Below are 18,985 nucleotides of genomic sequence, written 5' to 3'. Positions count from 1 at the left end.
ACGTAAACATCTGGCCTACGATTACCTATTGGTCACGGCTTCATACAACGCGCTCGTCTTTCATCGACGCGCTTCGCAAACCATGCGGTGGTAAGGTTACGGGTGATTTTCGGGCTTTCCAGTTGAATACCGGGCAACATTTCACGCGGTAGCGATTTACCCGTTTTCGCTTCGGCGAGTTGATAAACCTTCTTATACAACGCCGTCTCTTCAAAAGAGAAACTATCCCCTTTCTCGAGCTGACGACGAATTTCGCTGTCGCTCATTCCCAGTTTGCCCGCCAGCTTACGCGTCGCCAGTTCTGTTTTACCCGGCTCTTTACTGTCATAACGAATCAAATCACCATCCAGCGCCAGCTTCACGCCGCTGGCTTTGCTGACCGCATTCTGAAACGCGGCATTACGACTGGCGTACCAACCAGCATTAAAATCGGCGAAACGGAAAATCGGCGCGCTATAGCTGGCAGGATAATTGAGTAAATGGTAAGTCCCGAACCATAATCCACCGCGACGACTGAAGACCTCCTGACGTACCGTACCGTCCATTTTCCACGGATACCCCCTGGTATGCTGTTCGGCAAAAGCAATGCTGACCTGCATCGGCCCACCGGTGCGCACCGGGTTAAGCGAACCAAACAGCGTCTGCCCCATCGGCACCATGCTGATCAGATCGTCAAAAATTGCACTCAGCTGCTTTTCCGTGCGCACGGAATCTAACCGTTCGCTGTAGCTTTTGCCGTTTGGCGATTTGATTTTTAGCGCGGTATGAACCAGAAAAGCAGGAATGTGCATCCGTTCGGCGCGGCGGTCAATCTCTTGCCAGGCGATTTTACTTAATCCAGGAACGACCGGATCTGCCTGATAATTTGACTCCTGCTGCGCCACCGCCAGCACCGAGCAGACATTTTCCAGTGTCGGTGCCAGCCCCTGGCTTTCAAAAGTGGTGGCAAGATCTTTCGCCCAGGCATCGCGGTCTTTTACGCTGGCGGGTAACTTCTGCCGCACCACGCTCGCCACATCTATCGCTTTTTCGCCCTTTTTCAACGGCTGTGGCGCCTGACTGCTACACCCCGCTAAAACCAGAACCGCCAACAATGAAAGCGAAGACAGATGATTGACTCGCGACATTACCTCTCCTTTTTAACTCAATGTATGGGTTACTTCCTGAATTTTGTCATTATCCAGTTCATGTTCAAAGCTGCGCAGACGTTTGTAGATCGACATCAACTCGACCAGCGTGGTCCATGAGTTAATCAGATACTGGAAAGCGCCGCGAACCTGACCAAAAACGTTGGTTATTTGGGTCATCAGGCCGAGCGTAATCGTACCGGCAACAATCGACGGAAACAGCAAGAACAAACCGAAAACGTTATCGACCTGCAGGTAGAGAATGCGGGCGATGTTGAAATACATATAGTGAAAATAGAGGCGGAAATAGTTCTTCCGTACCGCGCTGAACAACTCGCGCACCGTTGGCGGTGTCGCACGCGTGGCGTCGTCTTCACCATAGACCAGCTCTTTACGGTAAGCTGCTTCTACTCGCTGGTTTTTAAACTCAAGTCCCGGCAGTTTGATCCCCACAACCGCCAGTAATCCGGTCCCCATCAGCGACCAGATAATCGCGGCAATCACCAAACCATATGGAATGTGCCCCACAATCGGCAACTCTGGCACGTGCGCGGAGAGCGTCACCAACACCGGCAAGAAGGCGATCAGCGTCATGATGGCGTTAATAAAGCTGACGCCCATATTCTCAAGCGTTGAAGCAAAACGCATGGTGTCTTCCTGCACACGCTGCGCGGCCCCTTCGATATGGCGCAGTTGCTGCCAGTTCGCCATGTAGTATTCGTTCATCGCCGTACGCCAGCGAAACACGTAGTGGCTGACAAAGAAATTGTTCAACACACTGATAACCACCGCGATCAGTGCTATCCCCAGAAAGACGCCCACCTCGCGATAAAACTGTTCGATGGTCACTTTATGCGGCGAACTGAGCGCGGTTTGAATCAGGTCATAAAACGGCGCATACCAGGCGTTGACTGCAACCCCAACTTCCACCAGAAACCAGGTCACGAAGATAATTAGCGCAGTGCCGAGTATTGACCAGTATTGCCAACGATGTGGGCTGTAGATAAACCAGAACAGCGCAAAAAGTCCTACGCAAACAATGTAATAAGCGTAAAAAACCAGGAAGTCTAACGACCAGAAACGGGCAGCGCTAATCGGTATCTGCCCGGAAGCCCCGGTGATGTGGGCAACCCAGTCACCGCCTCCGGCTTGCCAGAAGATTACGGCAATCAATGCCCAAACAAAGGCCGAGAGAAAAAAGGCTCCCGGTTTTGGGAAAAAAGACTTAAACATATACTCTCCTGCTAGCTTCTTATCGTTTTAGCAACTGCTGTGTATTAACCGCATGGCCGCTTCAAAGAGTCAGCCAAATGAAACCGCCCATTGTGACCAACCGTGGGGCGCTTAGTTCGTCCTCCTGACTGGAAGAATTGTTTCGACGGATTTCACAAACAAAGGATTGTTTACATAAGCGTATTAACACGTACAGGATCACAAATGCAGACATTGGTGAGCAGGAAAAAGATCGTGTTTACGCGCCGTTACGTTTTTAACACTATTATTGCACTAATTTGCGCTTTGCAATCCATCAACGAGTAGTATAAATACGCTCAGTTACCTTCATTTAATTTATGGACACCACCGTTGAAACGTAGTCTGCTTTTTTCTGCCGTGCTGTGTGCGGCGTCATTGACCTCTGTCCACGCGGCGCAACCTATCGCCGAACCTGAATTCGCCTCTGATATTGTTGATCGCTATGCCGATCATATTTTTTACGGCAGCGGTGCCACCGGGATGGCGCTGGTCGTTATCGACGGTAATCAGCGTGTCTTTCGCAGTTATGGCGAAACTCGCCCTGGTAATAACGTTCGCCCGCAGTTGGATTCGGTAGTACGTATTGCTTCGCTCACCAAGTTGATGACCAGTGAGATGCTGGTGAAATTGCTGGACCAGGGGACAGTGAAGTTAAACGATCCACTGAGTAAATATGCCCCGCCAGGCGCACGCGTGCCAACTTACAACGGAGCCCCCATCACATTGGTGAATCTGGCAACCCACACCAGCGCCCTGCCCCGTGAACAGCCCGGCGGTGCGGCAAATCGTCCGGTGTTTGTCTGGCCGACGCGAGAGCAACGCTGGAAATACCTTTCTACAGCAAAGCTAAAAGCCGCGCCAGGCAGCCAGGCCGCGTACTCCAACCTTGCGTTCGACCTGCTGGCGGATGCGCTGGCGAATGCGTCCGGTAAGCCTTATACCCAGTTGTTTGAAGAGCAGATTACCCGTCCGCTGGGGATGAAAGACACCACCTACACACCATCACCGGACCAGTGCCGCCGTTTGATGGTTGCCGAGCGCGGTGCCAGTCCGTGTAACAATACGCTGGCGGCCATTGGCAGCGGCGGCGTTTATTCCACACCTGGCGATATGATGCGCTGGATGCAGCAATATTTGTCTTCTGATTTTTATCAGCGCAGTAACCAGGCGGATCGCATGCAGACGCTGATTTATCAGCGTGCACAGTTTACGAAAGTGATTGGCATGGATGTGCCAGGCAGAGCGGATGCACTCGGTTTAGGCTGGGTGTATATGGCACCGAAGGATGGACGTCCGGGTATTATTCAGAAGACCGGTGGTGGCGGTGGTTTCATTACCTATATGGCGATGATCCCGCAAAAAAATATCGGTGCGTTTGTGGTCGTGACCCGCTCACCATTAACACGGTTTAAAAATATGAGCGATGGCATCAATGATTTGGTGACCGAACTTAGCGGGAATAAACCGATGGTCATTCCCGCTTCCTAATTAATACTCTGAAGGCAAACGGTTGATAGCGACCAGTTTGCCTTTATTCATTTCGATATAGCCGCCCTTGCGTAAAGCCGCAAGAACTTCTGCCACGACGGAACGTGATATGCGTGTACGTTGATGGATATAATTCATTACGCCAATGCGTGATCGTAATTCATCATTCCAATCAATCATTGATAATAACGTCGCACGGATTTGCTCGTAGGAATTATGCCCAATGAGTTGAACGTCGCGTAATTCCAGAATTTTATTTTGCCAGGCTAACCAGTAAAAAGCGTCGCGCCAGAGTTGATTTTGTTCAATAAGAGTAATGGTTTGTTTGGCTGGTAGATGATATCCCGTACAGTTTCCTTCTGATATTAATTTGTATGGTATATCGTTTTTCATTAAACCATCAGTCAGTCCCATAATATAAGGAGCTTGCGTAATACCGATAAGTACATTTTCTTCTCTACGGAGAGAGATAACACCTTCTAAAATAACGAATGTGTCTTCGCTGTTTACATCACTGGAGAATATGACTTGTTTTTCATTATTAAACTCGAAGCGCGTGCCGTATCTGGACAAACATTTATCGAGCTTACCAAATTCCTGAAGAGGTTTAACTACAGATAACATTTGCGCGTCCTTTGCAGTAATGCCCGTCAAATCCTTGACGGGCATTATTTAGATTAAATTACCAGTATTTCTTCAGAGTGAAGAATATTACCAGGTATATTTAACACCCACGTTCGCGGACCAATCTTGATCTACGTCACCACCACCGAGGTAGCTAGCATCGGTATAGGCGCTGAAGTTCTTGGTGAAGCTGAACTGAGTACCCAGACCAACACGTACCGCAGACCCTTCAGTACCGTTATCGATGGAATCGCCGTTCACATCGTTATCGTTGTTAGAGTCGTCGTAGACGTAAGCCAGTTTGAAGTACGGAGTCAGAGCCTGGTCTTCGCTGTAAGTGAAGGTATAACCTGCATCTACACCCAGTTCATAACGCATGCTGTCGTAAGACTGACCGTCAACTTTCATGTCGTTGCTCAGCTGGTAGTCATCACCAGACTGGAACAGACCAGAAATGCTGCCGTAAGGAGTTACGTAACCAGCATCACCCAGTTTGAAGTCGTAACCGGCTTTCAAACCGAAGCCCCATGCGTCAGAGTTGGTGCTACCGTCAACGTAAGTACCGTTGCTCATGGTTGCAGACAGATCGTTGTTGAAGTGAGAGTAGCTCAAGCTACCATCAACAAAGATGTTGTTCGCGAAGCGAGCAGAAGAGTAGATGTAGGCAGACTGGCTGTCTTGATCCACCTGACCAGAACGGTCATTCATGTCGCCTTTACCGAAGCCTGCAGCTGCACCGACGATCCACTTAGCGTTGTTACCATCAATTTTGGTATCAACACCGACCATGATGCCGTTAACATCCTGATCGTAGTCAATGGTACCGTTGTTGCCGTTGAAGTTACCACCGAAGTAGCTTACCCATGCGCCGCCGTTATCAGCCAGACCATGACGAGAGTTGGTCAAGCGAGTACCAACGGTGTCTTGTTCCAGGTTCCAGATATTGGTGTTCGCAGACGGGATGCTCAGCGCCATGTTAGCGTAGTCGGTCAGCTCGGTCTGATGCAGAACAACGGTGTTACCTTCCTGACGAGCTTCGTAGGTGTATGCACCCAGGTCAGCTTTGTTAGCAGCAGAGAAGGTCGCGTCGGTGTTGACGTCGTTTACATAGATAATTTCTTTATCTTTGTAATCAGCGATTGCGCCAGCGCCAGTTGCGTTGTCGATACGAACTTTGTAGTTACCGGTTGCAGCAACAACGTTATCAACAGAGCTGTTATCCAGTTCGTCGCCGTTGTTCATGTCGCCGTTACCATTGATAGTCAGATGACCATCAGAGTTCATAGCAACAATACCGTAGCCGTAGTTAGCCTGGGCAGTGTCCCAAGTACGATCGTTCACCAGGTCAGCGTTCATAACGTAATCGCTGCTATGGATATCGAACACACCAGATACTACGTTACCGTTATGGTCAGCGATGTTGCCGCTGGTCAGTTCCAGTTTATCGGTACGGAAAGCTTCAGTATCGAATTGATCAACGTTCACATCCAGCACACCACCGTTAGTTACGGTGATAGTATTGGCGTACAGGTTAGAATAGTTATTCCAGCCAGTAGATTCAGTTAAATTAACAGTACTATAGCTATCAACTGTCAGGTGGTCAGTAGCAACTTTACCATCTTCACCAATGTTCAGTGAAGAGCCGTTAGTTAAGCCAATAGTATCAGAAAGTAAGGAAGAATTCGTAACATTGACTTCAGAGCCATTATTTACAGCTAAAGTATCAATGTTTGAAGCGTTAACGGTATTCCATTCAGAACCATTATTCAGAGTGACGTTAAACACACCGCTCTGGAATACTTGATTATCAATCGTACGACCCCAGGCATTATCTTCTGCTACAACGCCTGGATACAGGCTATTACCTGTAACATCATACCAGTCAGTCGATACAGCAGAGTCAACGTCAACATTCGCTGATGTAGTTGCTGAACCTACCCATTTGGAACCATTATCCAGAGTGATATTCAGTTCATCAACATTAAGTGAGTCGTCAGCCCAGCCACCATTGGTGTCCAGTACGCCATCGGCATTACTATCATGACCATGCGGATAGAAGTTTGCGTTGAAAGTACTTGCGAAAACAACATCACCCAGCAGAGTAGAATTGCTGAAATAAACATTGTTTTTCATGGAGTAATTTGAAGCCGCACTATCACTGAAATACAGAGCTACATCATTAGCTCCGCCGTTACCAGAGTAATCACTAGGTTCCGCAGAATTACCATAGAAACCACTGTCTTCCAAAGTAGTTACAGAACCTGAAGTCACTGTGGAATCGATAACTGAGATATTGTTATCCCAAGTATGAGATTCAGTAGTGTAAGTATTGTTTACGGTATTACCCTGAGTCAGGCTGATACCAGCAACACGGGAGTTGTTAGAAATATTGATGTTACTTTCGACATCAAGATTTACTGCCAGTCCAAGACCGACACCACCGTTTGCAAACAAACCGGCGTATTCTTCACCTTCACCAGCTGGGGTACGGAAGGTTTCGTTAGTATATTTGGTAACGTCACCATTCAGATATGAATCAGTGAAGTATAAACCTTCGTAATCGTCATCAATTGTAGAATTAGCAATATTTAAAGTGAATACATCACCATCATGCCAATTATCATCAATTACGCGATCAGTACCGTATTCAGAGAACTGATATACATAATGACCATCACTGCTTTCACCCATAGGCAGCATTGAAGTGATTGAACCATGAATCAGGGAGTTGCTGATGTTCAACTGGTTTGTTGTTCCATCAGTAAAGTCATGATTCAGGTAATATGTAGAGATAGCCCCGTTAACAGTGTCACCATTAAAGGTGGTATCGAAATCACCGTTTGTGTTGTTATAGTAGACAAAGCCACTATAATTCACATAGTTACCATCTACAGTACCCGGTAAATCCATCTTGCTCCAGTCAAGAGCAGTAGTTGGATTGTCGTAATAAGTCCAGGTGTTATAAGTAGTTGCATTAGCCTGAGAGGTGATAGCCAGAGTGCAAGCCAATGCTAATTGTGATACTACAAGTTTCTTTTTCCAGGAGTGCATTTGTCATCCCTCCTCAGGGACGTAATAAGTTGATCCATCAATTATCAATGCATAGAAAACATCTTATGTTTCGCGTTTACGATTATGCGGCGTTATAGAGGAATGGTTCAATTATTCTTTCCCCTAAGTCCGATTATGGACATATATAAAAAACATCTACACACGCAAAGAAAAAACTGACAAAAACACAGCATTTCAACACGTTAATGAAAACATTAATTTTGAAGCATAGTTTCTAAAAATATCAAAACCACAAACCAGATAAATAATGTATCAATAAACAATGAACTTTAAATCATTCTGTTTTTGACAGTCCAACCAAATCAGTAAAAACAATAATCAAGAGCTATAAATAAAAATTAAAAATATTTTCAGTGAATATAAAATTATTGCTATTTCTATTACAAAGATGTCCTGACCTCTCTTTCGTTCTCTTCTTATCAACATCGCGACAACTTTCGTAAAACACTCCTGCCCCGCTTCAGGTATACTGTGCACCTTAATTCCACAAACATCAGGCAGACCATGACAGACTTAATCCAACGCCCTCGTCGCCTGCGCAAATCTCCTGCGCTGCGCGCTATGTTTGAAGAGACAACACTTAGCCTTAACGACCTGGTGTTGCCGATCTTTGTTGAAGAAGAAATTGACGACTACAAAGCCGTTGAAGCCATGCCTGGCGTGATGCGCATTCCAGAGAAACATCTGGCACGCGAAATTGAACGCATCGCCAACGCCGGTATTCGTTCGGTGATGACTTTCGGCATCTCTCACCATACTGATGAAACCGGCAGTGACGCCTGGCGGGAAGATGGTCTGGTGGCGCGTATGTCGCGCATCTGCAAGCAGACCGTGCCTGAAATGATCGTCATGTCAGACACCTGCTTCTGTGAATACACTTCTCACGGTCACTGCGGTGTGCTGTGCGAGCATGGCGTCGACAACGACGCGACTCTGGAAAATTTAGGCAAGCAAGCCGTGGTTGCTGCTGCTGCAGGCGCAGACTTCATCGCCCCTTCCGCCGCGATGGACGGCCAGGTACAGGCGATTCGCCAGGCGCTGGACGCTGCGGGCTTTAAAGATACGGCGATTATGTCGTATTCGACCAAATTCGCCTCTTCCTTTTATGGACCGTTCCGTGAAGCTGCCGGAAGCGCATTAAAAGGCGATCGCAAAAGCTATCAGATGAACCCAATGAACCGTCGTGAGGCGATTCGTGAGTCACTGCTGGATGAAGCCCAGGGCGCAGACTGCCTGATGGTTAAACCAGCTGGTGCGTACCTCGACATCGTGCGTGAGCTGCGTGAACGTACTGAATTGCCGATTGGCGCGTATCAGGTGAGTGGCGAGTACGCGATGATTAAATTCGCCGCGCTGGCAGGTGCTATAGATGAAGAGAAAGTGGTGCTCGAAAGCTTAGGTTCGATTAAGCGTGCGGGTGCGGATCTGATTTTCAGCTACTTTGCGCTGGATCTGGCTGAGAAGAAGATTCTGCGTTAATGATCATTATGCCGGGTTATCCCAACCCGGCATTTCCCCTTCACCCCGCCCGATAAAACGGTTTATCCCCAAGAATCGTCGCCCGATGCATAATCCGCCGCTGTGGCAAATAATCGGCATTCGCATAGTGCTGAGTCACACGGTTATCCCAAATCGCAATATCATTCGGTTGCCAGCGCCAACGCACCTGAAACTCCGGTTTGGTGATATGGGCAAACAAAAAGCCTAACAAGGCTTCGCTCTCTTTCTCGCTGACATCGACAATTCGCGTGGTAAATCCTTCATTAACAAACAGTGCCTGTTTGCCGCTCACCGGATGCGTACGCACCACTGGATGTAACAACGGCGGATTCTTCGCGGCCGCCTCGCGCCAACGTTGATGTTCCTCTTCGGTTTTGCGGTACTTGTATTCCGGGAACGATTTACGGAAATCATGCTCCGCACGCAGCCCGCTCAAAAGCTGGCGGAAAGGAACAGAAAGCGCCTCATAGGCAGCAATACCGCTGGTCCAGAGCGTATCGCCGCCGATCGATGGCAACTCTTTCGCTGCGAGAATCGCCCCTGCTGGCGGCGTCTCAATAAATGTCACATCGGTGTGCCAGTTGTCGTTATCCGGCGGATTATCGTTATGGGTGTCCAGTACGATGATCTCGTCAACCCCTTCGGCATGAGGATAAACAGGATGAATATGCAGTTCGCCAAAACGCTGGGCCAGCGCACGTTGCTGCAGTGGCGTTATCGCCTGTTCACGCAGAAAAACCACCTGATGACGCAGCACCGCATGGTAAAGCTGTTCAAACTGATTATCGCTTAACGGGCGCGTCAGGTCGGCACCCGAAATTTGTGCGCCAATATACGGCCCCAGCGGGGTAATGCTCAGACGTTCACTCATTGTACTTCTCCATGCCAGGGCGTCAGGCGGCGTTGTAACGCACGCAGACCCAGTTCTAAAAGAAAGGCGATAATCGCAATCACCGCGATCCCCGCCAGCACCACGTCAGTCGCGAGGAATTCACCTGCTGACTGGACCATAAAACCTAAGCCTCGCGTTGCGGCAATCAGCTCCGCCGCCACCAACGTAGACCAGCCCACACCCAGACCAATGCGTAATCCGGTGAGGATTTCCGGCAGCGCGCCAGGCAAAATGACAAACCACAGCACCTGTATACGGCTGGCCCCCAGCGACTGCGCGGCACGAATGCGAACCTGCTGCACGCTTTTCACCCCCGCCAGCGCCGACATCGCCATCGGTGCAAAAATCGCTAAATAGATCAGTAAGATCTTCGACGTCTCGCCAATACCAAACCAGATCACCATCAGCGGCAAATAGGCCAGCGGCGGCACCGGACGATAAAGCTCGATTACCGGATCCAGAATGCCGCGTACCGTAGGGCTAAGTCCCATCGCGATCCCGACCGGAATACCGATCAACACCGCTGCAAATAGCGCCAGCATAATGCGCGTCAGGCTGGCAGCCAGATGCTGCCACAGCGTGGCGTCCATAAATCCTTGCGGTCCGGCAATGGTGAGCAGTTTTTCCAGTACCAGTTGCGGCGGCGGCAAAAACAGCGGGCTAATCAGTTGCAGCGCCGCCACCGTCCACCATACGGTGAGTAAAACCGCTAACGTACCAAAGCTTAAGGTCACTTGCCGCGAGAGCGGCCAGCGCCATTTCAACCGACTCGAATGCAGTTTTTCGTTAATGAGCACACTCATGAGAACGCCTCCCGTTGCTCAAATACGCGGCTTAAAACATATTCGCGAATGGCAATAAACTGTGGATCGGACTTGATACTGCGACTCGATTCTCCCGCAACAAAGCGGCGAGCGAAGTCGAGCGGAAGACGCTCCAGCACGCGCCCTGGCCCTGGCGAAAGCAGAACCAGCTCGGTCGCCATAAACACCGCTTCCTCTATATCGTGAGTAATCAACAGCACCTGCTTGCCCGTCTCCTGCCAGAGTTTCAGCAACAAGGTTTGCATCTGGTCGCGGGTAAAGGCGTCCAGCGCACCAAACGGTTCGTCGAGTAATAACAGTTGGGGATTTGCCGCCAGCGCGCGGGCAATCCCCACTCGCTGACGCTGGCCTCCAGAAAGCTGCCAGATGAAGCGTTTTTCTGCGCCTTCCAGACCCACTTTTTTCAGCATCTGGAGAGCAATTTCCAGACGCGGCATTTTCTCCATCCCCGCCAGTTGCAGGCCGAACACCACGTTATCCTGCACATTGCGCCACGGTAGCAATCCTTCATTCTGAAAAACCACGCCGCGTTCTGCTCCCGGTCCCTGAATGTGTTTGCCCGCCAGTTGAATGCTGCCGTGCTGATAAGGCACGAAACCAGCAATTAAATTCAGCAACGTGGTTTTGCCGCAGCCGGACGGTCCCAGCACTACCAGCAGTTCGCGGCTTTCCAGCGTCAGGTTGATATCTTCCAGTGCTGGTTTGCCGCCATAATCGGCGTAAAGATGAGAGATTTGCAGCATCTGCGCCTCCTTTTATTGCACGAAGCGAGAGGTAACGTACTGGCTGTAATCATTCGCTACAGCCGGGACTTTGCCCTGCTCTTTCAAAAACTGCGCGGTGTCGATGATCGCTTTGTTCACCGGTCCGGTCAGTTCTACCGTTTGCTGCTGCGGCGTCAGATAGGTGTTTCCCTTCACCAGCCCCGGCACATCGCCTTCCGGCACGCCGCTTAAGCGCGCCAGTTTGCTGATGTTTTCCGGCTGTTTCAGCCACGCGTCTGGGTTAGCAATGTACGGTTGCTGAGCATCGATGGCGCTTTTAGCGAACGCTTTCACGACCTCAGGATGTTTCTCGGCAAAATCTTTCCGCACTACCCAGACGTCCAGCGTCGGCGCGCCCCACTGCCCGACCTGTTCAGAATCGGTCAGCACCTTGCCGTCTTTTTCCAGGGCGTTAACCGCCGGTGCCCAGACATAAGCACCATCGATATCTCCCCGTTGCCAGGCGGCGATAATCGCGGGCGGCTGCAGGTTCACTATCTCCACTTGCCCAGGTTTAATGCCCCAGTGTTTCAGCGCCGCCAGCAGGCTGTAGTGTGTCGTGGAGATAAACGGCACGGCAATACGTTTACCAATCAAGTCTTCCGGTTTGCTGATGGCTTTCTTCACCACCAACGCCTCAGAGTTGCCCAGTTTTGACGCCAGCAAGAAGACTTCAATCGGCACTTGTTGGCTGGCAGCTACCGCCAATGGGCTGGAACCAAGATTACCGATTTGCACATCGCCCGAGGCCAAGGCCCGCACGATGCTGGCCCCGCTGTCAAACTTACGCCAGTCCACGGTTGCTCCGCTTTCTTTAGCAAAGGTGTTGTCGGCCTGAGCCACTTTCGCCGGTTCGGCGGAGGTTTGATAGGCCACGGTGACGTTCACCGCCTGCGCCTGAAAAGCGATGAATGCCAGTGCGGCAAGAAGTGTGTTACGCGATGAAATTGCCATGATTGTCTGCTCCCCTGTCTTGTTATGGGAGCAGTATTCGCGGACAAAGACATTTGATAAAAGAATTAGTCGTTATGGTACAGATGATTTTATTCTTAGCAAAAAAACAGCAAAGGAAAGGTTAATTATGCAATTGGCATCATCTCACAACTCGGGGAAATTGCTGTACTGCATTTTATTGATGCATAAAAAGTCAGATTACGAGATTTACTATCTTCTTGTTTTTATTAAAACCAAAATATATGACAAAGTTATTATATTCGCATTAAATATACTACTGTATTGTTTTTCACCCACCGCATATTACATTCACAACATGTATATAAACAATATCCGTTCATTGAACATATTTTTTAAATGCAATTAATTGACAAACTAATTCACATCTAAATACAATGCACAAAAGAAAATAACTATACATAGCAAACACACAAAAACATAACATATGAACTACGTAAAAAAAACTTTACCCTGCCGATTTTCAGGCCCTCATAGCATCCTGGCACTAAGTTATTAGCAACTTTCACTACGTATAAATTTTAGCGTCTGCTTGCGCCAGAGATTACGTCTCTGCGCGTATCGCTGCGCTTGCAGTATAATAATTAAAATGGAGTGTCATTAAGTGGATAAGGTTTTAAATTCTGCTCTCCTTTCTTCAAAAAATAAAAAGAAAGGTATTCTTGCTATTGGCGCACACCCTGACGATATAGAATTAGGCTGCGGCGCATCGCTCGCTCGTCTTGCGCAAAAAGGGATTTATATTGCTGCCGTAGTTATGACTACCGGCAATTCTGGCACCGATGGAATAATCGATCGCCACGCAGAGTCACGCGAAGCCCTAAAGATATTAGGATGCCAGCAGACTATTCATCTTAATTTTGCAGATACCCGTGCTCATTTACAGCTCAATGATATGATTACCGCCCTGGAAAATATCATTAAGTCTCAAATTCCGTCTGATGTTGAAATCATTCGTGTCTATACCATGCATGATGCCGACCGCCATCAGGATCATCTGGCCGTTTATCAGGCGTCAATGGTGGCCTGTCGGGCAATTCCTCAAATTCTCGGCTACGAAACGCCAAGTACCTGGCTCTCATTTATGCCCCAGGTTTTTGAATCCGTGGAAGAGAAATATTTTTCTATAAAGCTAAACGCGTTACAAAAACATAAAAGTCAGAGTCTGCGTGATTATATGCGCCCGGAACGTTTGCGTGCTGTCGCACAATTTCGCGGACAACAGGTCAATAGCGATCTGGGTGAAGGCTTTGTTATTCATAAAATGATTCTTTGAGCATATTGCATGAAAACCTGGATCTTTATATGTATGGCCGTAGCAATATTACTATGGTTCCTGAGTACGTTAAGGCGTAAGCCCAGCCAAAAAAAAGGCTGTATTGACGCAATTATTCCTGCCTATAACGAAGGCCCTTGTCTGGCTCAGTCGCTGGAAAATCTGCTACGCAACCCTTATTTTTGCCGGGTAATTTGCGTTAACGACGGCTCCACTGATAATACCGAAGCAGTCATGGCAGAAGTAAAACGTAAATGGGGCGACCGCTTTGTTGCCGTCACGCAAAAAAATACCGGTAAAGGTGGTGCGCTAATGAATGGCCTCAACTACGCCACCTGCGACCAGGTTTTTTTAAGCGATGCCGATACTTACGTCCCGCCCGATAAAAACGGCATGGGCTATATGTTGGCGGAAATTGAGCGCGGCGCTGACGCCGTAGGCGGCATTCCCTCCACCGCGTTAAAAGGCGCTGGCCTGCTGCCGCACATCCGCGCGACGGTGAAGTTGCCAATGATCGTTATGAAGCGCACGCTACAGCAACTATTGGGTGGTGCGCCGTTTATTGTCAGCGGAGCCTGTGGAATGTTTCGCACCGATGTGCTGCGTAAATTTGGTTTCTCTGATCGTACCAAAGTCGAAGACCTCGACCTCACCTGGACGTTGGTGGCTAATGGCTACCGTATTCGTCAGGCGAATCGCTGCATTGTTTATCCGCAGGAATGCAATAGTCCGCTTGATGAATGGCGACGCTGGCGGCGGTGGATTGTGGGCTACGCGGTATGTATGCGCCTACATAAAAAACTTTTATTTAGCCGCTTTGGCATATTCAGTATTTTCCCCATGCTGCTGGTTGTGCTTTATGGCGTTGGGATTTATCTCACTACCTGGTTTAATGAATTCATCGCCACCGGGCCACATGGCGTAATATTGGCAATGTTTCCACTTATCTGGGTCGGCGTAGTTTGTATTATTGGTGCTTTTAGCGCCTGGTTTCATCGTTGCTGGTTATTGGTGCCTTTAGCGCCTTTTTCCGTTGTGTATGTATTATTAGCTTATGCCATCTGGATTATTTATGGACTTATTGCCTTTTTTACTGGACGCGAACCTCAGCGCGACAAACCCACCCGTTATTCCGCATTGGTGGAAGCGCCAACCGCTTATTCCAACTCTTCTGTCGCAGGAACTGAAAAGCTATCTGAAGCTTAATGTTAAAGAGAAAAATATTCAGATTGCAGACCAGGTAATTATTGATGAGAGTGCTGGTGAAGTTATTATTGGCACCAATACACGTATTTGCCACGGTGCAGTGATTCAAGGACCGGTAGTGATTGGTGCAAATTGCCTGATTGGCAATTATGCTTTTATTCGCCCCAACACGGTAATCAGCAATGGTGTAAAAATTGGTTTTGCCACAGAAATAAAAAATGCGGTTATTGAAGCGGAAGCAACGATTGGCCCGCAATGTTTTATTGCCGACTCGGTAGTAGCAAGCGGGGCATATTTAGGCGCGCTGGTGCGTACCAGTAATCATCGCCTGGATGAACAGCCAATATCGGTTCGCACCGCGGAAGGTACTATCGCTACCGGATGCGATAAATTAGGTTGTTATATTGGTCGGCGTTCACGACTTGGCGTGCAGGTTATTATTTTACCGGGGCGAATTATTTCTCCGAATACACAGCTTGGTCCACACGTTATTGTAGAACGTAATTTACCTACCGGAAATTACTCACTCCGACAAGAACTTATCCGTACAGGAGATTAAAATGATAAAACGGACGTTATTAGCGGCAGCAGTCTTTAGCGCATTGCCCGCTTATGCCGGGTTAACATCTATTACCGCAGGCTACGATTTTACCGATTATTCTGGCGATCATGGTAACCGTAATTTAGCGTATGCCGAACTGGTTGCCAAAGTTGAAAACGCAACACTGCTTTTCAATCTTTCCCAGGGACGTCGAGATTACGAGACTGAAAGTTTCAATGCCACACGCGGCCAGGGTGCTGTCTGGTATAAATGGAATAACTGGCTGACGACCCGAACGGGTATTGCATTTGCGGATAATACGCCGGTCTTTGCCCGCCAGGATTTTCGTCAGGATATTAACCTGGCCCTGCTGCCAAAAACGGTGTTCACGACCGGTTATCGCTACACCAAATATTACGATGACGTTGACGTTAATGCCTGGCAAGGTGGCGTTTCGCTTTATACCGGCCCGGTGATCACCAGCTATCGCTATACCCATTATGACTCAAGCGATGCGGGCGGCAGTTACAGCAATATGATTTCCCTGCGCCTGAACGATACGCGCGGCGGTGGTTATACCCAGCTTTGGCTAACTCGCGGGACCGGAGCTTACACTTATGACTGGTCGCCAGAGACACGACACGGCAGTATGAAGAGCGTCAGTTTACAGCGTATTCAGCCTTTAACAGAGCAACTTAATTTGGGGCTGACGGCAGGTAAAGTGTGGTACGACACGCCGACCGATGATTATAACGGCCTGCAATTTGCTGCTAATCTAACCTGGAAATTCTGATTCCTTCCGCCGCCTGCTATCCGGGCGGCTATCCCTGCCGATTAGCCCCCCCCTTTCCTCTTTGTTTTCCGACCACATTCACCGGATAAATTTTATTCTCCAGTGTTATATACTATAGGGGGGTATGCATTGACATATAGCATACCCCCCTATAGTATATTGCGTGCAGATGATGAGGTGCGAAATGCCCAGTACTCCGGAAGAGAAGAAAAAGGTCCTTACTCGAGTTCGTCGTATTCGGGGGCAGATTGATGCTCTGGAACGGTCGCTGGAGGGTGATGCCGAATGCCGTGCCATACTCCAACAGATAGCCGCCGTTCGGGGCGCTGCTAACGGGCTGATGGCAGAAGTGCTTGAAAGCCATATCCGGGAAACGTTTGACCGAAATGACTGCTACAGCCGCGAAGTCAGCCAATCCGTTGACGACACTATTGAACTGGTTCGTGCCTATCTTAAATAGCTGAATCTATTACCATATTGAGGAAGAGCGAAAGATGAAATCACGTGCTGCCGTTGCATTTGCTCCCGGTAAACCGCTGGAAATCGTTGAAATTGACGTTGCACCACCGAAAAAAGGTGAAGTGCTGATCAAAGTTACCCATACCGGCGTTTGCCATACCGACGCATTTACCCTCTCCGGCGATGACCCGGAAGGTGTGTTCCCGGTGGTTCTCGGTCACGAAGGGGCTGGCGTTGTAGTTGAAGTCGGTGAAGGCGTAACCAGCGTCAAACCTGGTGACCATGTGATCCCGCTTTATACCGCAGAGTGCGGCGAGTGTGAGTTCTGTCGTTCCGGCAAAACCAACCTCTGTGTCGCGGTTCGCGAAACCCAGGGCAAAGGCCTGATGCCAGACGGCACCACCCGTTTTTCTTACAACGGGCAGCCGCTTTATCACTACATGGGCTGTTCTACATTCAGTGAATACACCGTGGTTGCGGAAGTGTCTCTGGCCAAAATTAATCCAGAAGCAAACCATGAACACGTCTGCCTGCTGGGCTGTGGCGTGACCACCGGTATTGGCGCGGTACACAACACCGCTAAAGTCCAGCCAGGTGATTCTGTTGCCGTGTTTGGTCTTGGCGCGATTGGTCTGGCTGTGGTTCAGGGTGCACGTCAGGCGAAAGCAGGACGGATTATTGCTATTGATACGAACCCGAAGAAATTCGATCTGGCGCGTCGTTTCGGTGCCACCGACTGCATTAATCCGAATGACTACGACAAACCGATTAAAGATGTCCTGCTGGATATCAACAAATGGGGTATCGACCATACCTTTGAATGCATCGGTAACGTCAACGTGATGCGTGCGGCGCTGGAAAGCGCACACCGCGGCTGGGGTCAGTCGGTAATCATCGGGGTAGCAGGTTCCGGTCAGGAAATTTCAACGCGCCCATTCCAGTTGGTCACCGGTCGCGTATGGAAAGGTTCTGCGTTTGGTGGCGTGAAAGGTCGTTCCCAGTTACCGGGTATGGTTGAAGATGCGATGAAAGGTGATATCGACCTGGAACCGTTTGTTACGCATACCATGAGCCTGGATGAAATTAATGACGCCTTCGACCTGATGCATGAAGGCAAATCCATTCGAACCGTAATTCGTTACTAATTTCCCGCAGGTTTGCCCCGTCCAGTTCAGACGAGGTTCTTAATACCGTCCCCGGGCAGCCGTCCGGGGGATTAACCGTGAGATAATGACTGATGGAACTCATTGAAAAACATGCCAGCTTTGGCGGCTGGCAAAATGTGTATCGGCATTATTCCCAATCACTGAATTGTGAAATGAATGTCGGCGTCTATCTCCCACCAAAAGCCGCGAGTGAAAAATTGCCGGTGCTTTACTGGCTTTCGGGCCTGACCTGCAACGAGCAGAATTTCATTACCAAATCGGGGATGCAGCGTTACGCGGCTGAGCACAACATTATTGTTGTTGCGCCGGACACCAGTCCGCGAGGCAGTCATGTCGCAGATGCCGACCGTTACGATCTCGGGCAAGGTGCCGGGTTTTACTTGAACGCGACGCAAGCGCCGTGGAATGAACATTACAAAATGTATGACTATATCCGCAACGAGCTGCCGGATTTAGTGATACAACATTTTCCGGCAACGGCCAGAAAGTCTATCGCAGGTCATTCTATGGGCGGGCTGGGCGCGCTGGTACTGGCGTTACGTAATCCAGATGAATATGTCAGCGTCTCGGCGTTTTCGCCCATTGTTTCCCCTTCGCAAGTACCGTGGGGCCAGCAAGCCTTTGCCGCGTATCTTGGTGAAAATAAAGAAACCTGGTTGGATTACGATCCGGTGAGCCTTATTTCACAAGGTCAACGCGTTGCGGAAATCATGGTTGATCAGGGGTTGAGTGATGATTTTTACGCGGAACAGTTGCGGACTCAAAATCTTGAAAAGGTCTGTCAGGAGATGAATATCAAGGCGCTAATCCGTTATCACGAAGGTTACGACCACAGCTATTATTTTGTCTCCAGTTTTATTGGCGAGCATATTGCGTACCACGCCAATAAATTGAATATGCGTTGAGCATTTGCGCACGCCTGCCGGATGCGGCATGAACGCCTTATCCGGCCTACATTTCGCCCATAAACCGTAGGCCTGATAAGACGCGCAAAGCGTCGCATCAGGCATGGCGCACACCTGCCGGA

17 protein-coding genes are annotated in these 18,985 nt (G+C 49.1%); 9 read left to right on the top strand and 8 right to left on the bottom strand.

All coding sequences use genetic code 11. From position 1 onward, the window contains the following. Window positions 1-32: 32 nt before the first annotated feature. Window positions 33-1,127 carry a surface-exposed outer membrane lipoprotein YaiW gene (yaiW, locus tag FEK47_RS11445; protein ID WP_130215392.1) on the bottom strand — a complete coding sequence of 365 codons (1,095 nt, stop codon included), beginning with the start codon at window positions 1,125-1,127 and terminating at the stop codon, window positions 33-35. A gap of 12 nt (window positions 1,128-1,139) precedes the next feature. Next, window positions 1,140-2,360, bottom strand: a complete 1,221-nt coding sequence (sbmA, locus tag FEK47_RS11440; RefSeq protein ID WP_130215390.1) for a peptide antibiotic transporter SbmA — start codon at window positions 2,358-2,360, stop codon at window positions 1,140-1,142. 351 nt (window positions 2,361-2,711) lie between these two features. Here sbmA and ampH point away from each other — a divergent pair, with 351 nt between their 5' ends. After that, the gene (ampH, locus tag FEK47_RS11435) at window positions 2,712-3,869 is read left to right on the top strand and encodes a D-alanyl-D-alanine-carboxypeptidase/endopeptidase AmpH (RefSeq protein WP_130215388.1); all 1,158 of its coding nucleotides are present in this window, start codon (window positions 2,712-2,714) and stop codon (window positions 3,867-3,869) included. Here the strand turns inward: ampH and iprA are convergent, their stop codons facing one another. Together iprA and FEK47_RS11425 are read right to left on the bottom strand one after the other, a co-directional pair. Next, window positions 3,870-4,493 (bottom strand): hydrogen peroxide resistance inhibitor IprA, encoded by a 624-nt coding sequence (iprA, locus tag FEK47_RS11430; protein ID WP_130206171.1) that lies wholly within the window; start codon window positions 4,491-4,493, stop codon window positions 3,870-3,872. A gap of 87 nt (window positions 4,494-4,580) precedes the next feature. Continuing rightward, entirely contained in the window at window positions 4,581-7,544 is a 2,964-nt protein-coding gene (locus FEK47_RS11425) for an autotransporter outer membrane beta-barrel domain-containing protein (protein WP_135486598.1), read from the bottom strand. Window positions 7,545-8,069: 525 nt separating this feature from the next. Here FEK47_RS11425 and hemB point away from each other — a divergent pair. After that, on the top strand, window positions 8,070-9,044 hold the full coding sequence (gene hemB / locus FEK47_RS11420) for a porphobilinogen synthase (RefSeq protein ID WP_001295337.1): 975 nt from the start codon (window positions 8,070-8,072) through the stop codon (window positions 9,042-9,044). Between the two features lie 40 nt (window positions 9,045-9,084). Here hemB and tauD read toward each other — a convergent pair whose 3' ends face one another. The 4 genes from tauD to tauA are packed head-to-tail and all read right to left on the bottom strand — an operon-like array spanning window position 9,085 to window position 12,499. Then, on the bottom strand, window positions 9,085-9,936 hold the full coding sequence (tauD, locus tag FEK47_RS11415) for a taurine dioxygenase (RefSeq protein ID WP_135486599.1): 852 nt from the start codon (window positions 9,934-9,936) through the stop codon (window positions 9,085-9,087). Next, complete coding sequence (gene tauC, locus FEK47_RS11410) at window positions 9,933-10,760, bottom strand: taurine ABC transporter permease TauC (RefSeq protein ID WP_135486600.1); 828 nt, start codon at window positions 10,758-10,760, stop codon at window positions 9,933-9,935. The genes tauD and tauC overlap by 4 nt, the downstream gene beginning before the upstream one ends. Beyond that, window positions 10,757-11,524 carry a taurine ABC transporter ATP-binding subunit gene (gene tauB, locus FEK47_RS11405; protein WP_135486601.1) on the bottom strand — a complete coding sequence of 256 codons (768 nt, stop codon included), beginning with the start codon at window positions 11,522-11,524 and terminating at the stop codon, window positions 10,757-10,759. The genes tauC and tauB overlap by 4 nt, the downstream gene beginning before the upstream one ends. Before the next feature lie 12 nt (window positions 11,525-11,536). Beyond that, window positions 11,537-12,499, bottom strand: coding sequence for a taurine ABC transporter substrate-binding protein (gene tauA, locus FEK47_RS11400; RefSeq protein WP_135486602.1), 963 nt, complete (start codon window positions 12,497-12,499; stop codon window positions 11,537-11,539). A 622-nt stretch (window positions 12,500-13,121) separates the two neighbouring features. On the opposite strand from tauA, the gene FEK47_RS11395 reads away from it, so the two are divergent. From FEK47_RS11395 to fghA, 7 genes are all read left to right on the top strand, one after another. Then, window positions 13,122-13,793, top strand: a complete 672-nt coding sequence (locus FEK47_RS11395; protein WP_130215374.1) for a PIG-L deacetylase family protein — start codon at window positions 13,122-13,124, stop codon at window positions 13,791-13,793. Window positions 13,794-13,802: 9 nt separating this feature from the next. Beyond that, window positions 13,803-14,999: a glycosyltransferase family 2 protein gene (locus FEK47_RS11390; RefSeq protein ID WP_135486603.1), complete on the top strand. Its 1,197-nt coding sequence runs from the start codon at window positions 13,803-13,805 to the stop codon at window positions 14,997-14,999. Further along, window positions 14,965-15,558 carry an acetyltransferase gene (locus FEK47_RS11385; RefSeq protein WP_240727732.1) on the top strand — a complete coding sequence of 198 codons (594 nt, stop codon included), beginning with the start codon at window positions 14,965-14,967 and terminating at the stop codon, window positions 15,556-15,558. The genes FEK47_RS11390 and FEK47_RS11385 overlap by 35 nt, the downstream gene beginning before the upstream one ends. Before the next feature lies 1 nt (window position 15,559). Beyond that, window positions 15,560-16,333 carry a YaiO family outer membrane beta-barrel protein gene (locus FEK47_RS11380; RefSeq protein WP_135486604.1) on the top strand — a complete coding sequence of 258 codons (774 nt, stop codon included), beginning with the start codon at window positions 15,560-15,562 and terminating at the stop codon, window positions 16,331-16,333. Window positions 16,334-16,517: 184 nt separating this feature from the next. Then, a complete protein-coding gene (gene frmR / locus FEK47_RS11375; protein ID WP_001141271.1) occupies window positions 16,518-16,793 on the top strand; it encodes a formaldehyde-responsive transcriptional repressor FrmR in 276 nt (91 codons plus the stop codon). Window positions 16,794-16,827: 34 nt separating this feature from the next. Next, the gene (gene frmA / locus FEK47_RS11370; protein WP_000842102.1) at window positions 16,828-17,937 is read left to right on the top strand and encodes an S-(hydroxymethyl)glutathione dehydrogenase; all 1,110 of its coding nucleotides are present in this window, start codon (window positions 16,828-16,830) and stop codon (window positions 17,935-17,937) included. Between the two features lie 92 nt (window positions 17,938-18,029). Then, the gene (fghA, locus tag FEK47_RS11365; RefSeq protein WP_135486605.1) at window positions 18,030-18,863 is read left to right on the top strand and encodes an S-formylglutathione hydrolase; all 834 of its coding nucleotides are present in this window, start codon (window positions 18,030-18,032) and stop codon (window positions 18,861-18,863) included. The last annotated feature ends 122 nt before the right edge of the window (window positions 18,864-18,985 follow it).

The sequence above is a fragment of the Escherichia sp. E3659 genome (assembly GCF_005781135.1).
GTDB lineage: Bacteria > Pseudomonadota > Gammaproteobacteria > Enterobacterales > Enterobacteriaceae > Escherichia.
The sequence above is the reverse complement of the archived record's forward strand: the minus strand, read 5'-3'. Positions and strand labels throughout refer to the sequence as shown.

Excerpts from the sequence above, each read along its gene's own strand:
- yaiW (WP_130215392.1), bottom strand. The coding sequence starts at position 1,127 with ATGTCGCGAGTCAATCATCTGTCTTCGCTTTCATTGTTGGCGGTTCTG.
- sbmA (WP_130215390.1), bottom strand. The coding sequence starts at position 2,360 with ATGTTTAAGTCTTTTTTCCCAAAACCGGGAGCCTTTTTTCTCTCGGCC.
- iprA (WP_130206171.1), bottom strand. The coding sequence starts at position 4,493 with ATGTTATCTGTAGTTAAACCTCTTCAGGAATTTGGTAAGCTCGATAAA.
- FEK47_RS11425 (WP_135486598.1), bottom strand. The coding sequence starts at position 7,544 with ATGCACTCCTGGAAAAAGAAACTTGTAGTATCACAATTAGCATTGGCT.
- hemB (WP_001295337.1), top strand. The coding sequence starts at position 8,070 with ATGACAGACTTAATCCAACGCCCTCGTCGCCTGCGCAAATCTCCTGCG.
- tauD (WP_135486599.1), bottom strand. The coding sequence starts at position 9,936 with ATGAGTGAACGTCTGAGCATTACCCCGCTGGGGCCGTATATTGGCGCA.
- tauC (WP_135486600.1), bottom strand. The coding sequence starts at position 10,760 with ATGAGTGTGCTCATTAACGAAAAACTGCATTCGAGTCGGTTGAAATGG.
- tauB (WP_135486601.1), bottom strand. The coding sequence starts at position 11,524 with ATGCTGCAAATCTCTCATCTTTACGCCGATTATGGCGGCAAACCAGCA.
- tauA (WP_135486602.1), bottom strand. The coding sequence starts at position 12,499 with ATGGCAATTTCATCGCGTAACACACTTCTTGCCGCACTGGCATTCATC.
- FEK47_RS11390 (WP_135486603.1), top strand. The coding sequence starts at position 13,803 with ATGAAAACCTGGATCTTTATATGTATGGCCGTAGCAATATTACTATGG.
- FEK47_RS11380 (WP_135486604.1), top strand. The coding sequence starts at position 15,560 with ATGATAAAACGGACGTTATTAGCGGCAGCAGTCTTTAGCGCATTGCCC.
- frmR (WP_001141271.1), top strand. The coding sequence starts at position 16,518 with ATGCCCAGTACTCCGGAAGAGAAGAAAAAGGTCCTTACTCGAGTTCGT.
- frmA (WP_000842102.1), top strand. The coding sequence starts at position 16,828 with ATGAAATCACGTGCTGCCGTTGCATTTGCTCCCGGTAAACCGCTGGAA.
- fghA (WP_135486605.1), top strand. The coding sequence starts at position 18,030 with ATGGAACTCATTGAAAAACATGCCAGCTTTGGCGGCTGGCAAAATGTG.